Source organism: Ramlibacter sp. (assembly GCF_035706265.1).
GTDB lineage: Bacteria > Pseudomonadota > Gammaproteobacteria > Burkholderiales > Burkholderiaceae_C > Ramlibacter.
In genome coordinates, this window is sequence record NZ_DASSVG010000566.1 from 1 (window position 1) to 3,062 (window position 3,062).

At 68.5% G+C, this 3,062-nt stretch carries 4 protein-coding genes; 3 read left to right on the forward strand and 1 reads right to left on the reverse strand.

From position 1 onward, the window contains the following. Positions 1-234 precede the first annotated feature (234 nt). From VFM98_RS20350 to VFM98_RS20360, 3 genes are all read left to right on the forward strand, one after another. On the forward strand, positions 235-540 hold the full coding sequence (locus tag VFM98_RS20350) for a FitA-like ribbon-helix-helix domain-containing protein (RefSeq protein ID WP_325111717.1): 306 nt from the start codon (positions 235-237) through the stop codon (positions 538-540). Next, positions 540-989 carry a type II toxin-antitoxin system VapC family toxin gene (locus tag VFM98_RS20355; protein ID WP_325111718.1) on the forward strand — a complete coding sequence of 150 codons (450 nt, stop codon included), beginning with the start codon at positions 540-542 and terminating at the stop codon, positions 987-989. The genes VFM98_RS20350 and VFM98_RS20355 overlap by 1 nt, the downstream gene beginning before the upstream one ends. Before the next feature lie 91 nt (positions 990-1,080). Beyond that, on the forward strand, positions 1,081-2,328 hold the full coding sequence (locus tag VFM98_RS20360; protein ID WP_325111719.1) for a sodium:proton antiporter: 1,248 nt from the start codon (positions 1,081-1,083) through the stop codon (positions 2,326-2,328). Positions 2,329-2,385: 57 nt separating this feature from the next. Here VFM98_RS20360 and VFM98_RS20365 read toward each other — a convergent pair. After that, a partial coding sequence (locus tag VFM98_RS20365; RefSeq protein WP_325111720.1) for an aminotransferase class III-fold pyridoxal phosphate-dependent enzyme occupies positions 2,386-3,062 on the reverse strand: 677 nt, incomplete at its 5' end.

The window sequence follows — 3,062 nt, forward strand, 5'->3', positions numbered from 1 at the left end:
TGGGCACCTGCCCCGCGTAGAGCGTGTCCACCTCTTCCTGGAGCACGTCCAGCAGCCGGCCGAAATAGGCGTGCTCCTCATGCCATGCCTTGACGGGATCCATGCGTCCTCCTGGGCCGAGAGGAGGCCAGCATGCGCCAGTGGCGGCGGGGCTGGTTTGACTGGGCGCAACGAATGCCCGGCTTGACGGCGGCTCCAATCCAGCGCCACAATGGCTCCACCTGGGAGGCGCCCATGCCCAACCTTTCCATCAAGGATGTGCCCGAGGAGCTGGCAGAGGCGCTCCGGCAGCGGGCCGCGCGCAACCACCGCTCGCTGCAGGGCGAGCTGATGGCCATCATCCACGAAGCCGTTCACCAAGAGGCCGTTCACGGGGGCAGCGGTGCCGCACGGGCGCCCACCAGCCCGCACGCAGGCTGGCGCACGGGCACGCGGACCATCGAGGAGATCGATGCGGAATTGCGGGCCCGCCATCCGGAACCGGTTCAGGGCGGCCCGCTCGCCGTCGATATCATCCGTGCAGACCGGGACAGCCGGTGATGGCGAAGGCCGCCAACCGTCCTGTCCTGCATGTCGCTGAACCGCCGCCTGCATTTCTCGGCCGGCCACCCATGGTGGTCGATTGCAGCGTGCTCAGCGCCGTCCTCTTCGCCGAGGACTTGCGGGACGACGCCATGCGCATCATCGCCGGCAAGTCGCTGCACGCCCCGTTCCTCCTCGATACCGAGTTCGTAAGCGTCGCCATCAAGAAGAGCCGCGCAGGCTGGCCCGGCTCCGTGGTCGGCGATGCGCTCGCGCGATACGCGCAGCAGCAGATCGAACTGCACCGCGCGGACGTTCAGGCCCAATATGCCCTGGCGCTCCGCTACGGACTTTCGGCCTATGACGCGGCCTATTTGTGGTTGGCTGGCTTCCTGCAGGCGCCGCTCGCGACGTTCGACGCCAAGCTCGCCAAGGCGGCGCGCGCCTACCTGGCAGGCCCGGCCTAGCGTCGACCTCGCGCTACTCTTGAAGGCCGTGCCGGCCTCGCCTGGGCTGAAGCGCGGGCCACAGGACGTTTTTCAAACAAAGGACATCAACTTGACGGTTTTCCAAGGCATCGGACTGCTCTTCACCCTGGTGGCGATCTTCGGCTACTTCAACCACCGCTTCGTGCGCCTGCCGGACACCCTGGGCATCACCGCCGTGGGATTGCTCGTCTCCGTGCTCGCCACCAGCGTGGAGGCGTTGTTCCCGGACGTGCAGGTCGTGCGGAAGGCCCAGGCCCTGGCCGCGCAGATCGACTTCACGGACGTCGTCTTCCACGGGCTCCTGAGCCTGCTGCTGTTCGCCGGCGCCCTGCACGTCGACCTGGCCAAGCTGCGCAAGCACCGGCTGGCCGTGCTGCTGCTGGCCACCGTGGGCGTGCTCATCTCCACCGCCGTGGTCGGCGTCGGCTTCTACTTCGTCGCCCGGACCTTCGGCTTCGACATCAGCCTCCTGTGGTGCCTGGCGTTCGGCGCGCTGATTTCGCCCACCGACCCGATCGCCGTGCTCAGCGTCCTCAAGAGCGCGGGCGCGGCTCCCGCGGTCGAAAGCAAGATCACCGGCGAGGCCCTGTTCAACGACGGGACGGCGGTCGTGGCGTTCCTGACCCTGGTCAGCCTGGCGGCGGGCCACTCCGAGTTCTCGGCGGCCGCGGTTTCCACGGCGCTCGCCCGGGAAGTCGTCGGCGGGGTGCTGGTGGGCCTGGCCGTCGGGTATGGCGCGTCGTTCCTGCTGCGCGACCTGGAAAGCTACGCGGTGGAAATCCTCATCAGCCTGGCGATGGCCACCGGCGGCTACAGCCTGGCGGAGGTGCTCCACGTGTCGGCGCCGCTGGCGGTCGTCATCATGGGCCTGGTGCTGGGCAACCACGGCGCGGCCAAGCACATGACCGAGAAGACGCGGGAGCACCTGTACGACTTCTGGCACCTGCTGGACGAACTGCTCAACCTGGTGCTGTTCGGCCTCATCGGCCTGGAGGTCATCGCGCTGGCCTTCAACGTGCGTGACGTCTGGCTGGGCATCGCGGCCGTTCCCGTGGTGCTGGTCGCCCGCCTGGCGAGCGTCGGGATCCCGCTGACGGTCCTGCGGCGCTTCCGGGAAGCCTCGCCGCATTCGGTGAAGATCATGACGTGGGGCGGCCTGCGCGGGGGCATCTCGATTGCGCTGGCGCTGTCCCTGCCCGCCTTCGAAGGCCGGGACATGATCATCGGCGTGACGTACGTGGTGGTCATCTTCAGCCTGCTGGTGCAGGCCACGACGCTCGGGGCGGTGGTGCGGCGACTTAGCCTTACCGAGGCGTAGCCTGCATGCGAACCGGGTACGTGCGACCCGGCTTTTTCATGCGCGCTTCACGTGCAATCAGGAAGCTGGAGGCACCCACCCCTGCGCCCTTGCCTCCGCCAGCGTTCGATCCAGCGCCTGCCGCACCAGCACGAACATCTCGTCGATCTGCGCCCGGGTGATCACCAGCGGCGGCGCGACGATCATGCGGTCGCCCACGGCGCGCATCACCAGGCCATTGTCGAAGCAGTGCTTGCGGCACACCATGCCGATCGCGATCTCGGGCGCGAAGGCCTCGCGCAGCGGCACGTTGCGGCACAGCTGCACGGCTGCCATCAGCCCGCAGCTCTGGACCTCGCCCACCAGCGGGTGCTCCAGCAGACCGGCGAGCTGCTGCGCGAGATAGGGGCCGGTGTCCTCGCGCACGTGCTCCACCAGCTCGAGCCGCTCGATCAGGTCCAGGTTGGCCAGGCCGACGGCGCAGGCCACGGGGTGGCCCGAGTACGTGTAGCCATGCTCGAACTCGCCGCCCTGCTCGATCAGCACGCGCGCGATGCGCTCGCCCACCATCACGCCGCCCAGGGGCACGTAGCCGCTGGTCACGCCCTTGGCGAAGGTGATCAGGTCCGGCCGCGTGCCGAAGGTCTCGCAGCCCCACCACTGGCCCGTGCGGCCGAAGCCGCAGACCACCTCGTCGCTCACCAGCAGGATGCCGTAACGATCGCAGATGCGCTGGATCTCGGGCCAGTAGGTCG

Excerpts from the sequence above, each read along its gene's own strand:
- VFM98_RS20350 (WP_325111717.1), top strand. The coding sequence starts at position 235 with ATGCCCAACCTTTCCATCAAGGATGTGCCCGAGGAGCTGGCAGAGGCG.
- VFM98_RS20355 (WP_325111718.1), top strand. The coding sequence starts at position 540 with ATGGCGAAGGCCGCCAACCGTCCTGTCCTGCATGTCGCTGAACCGCCG.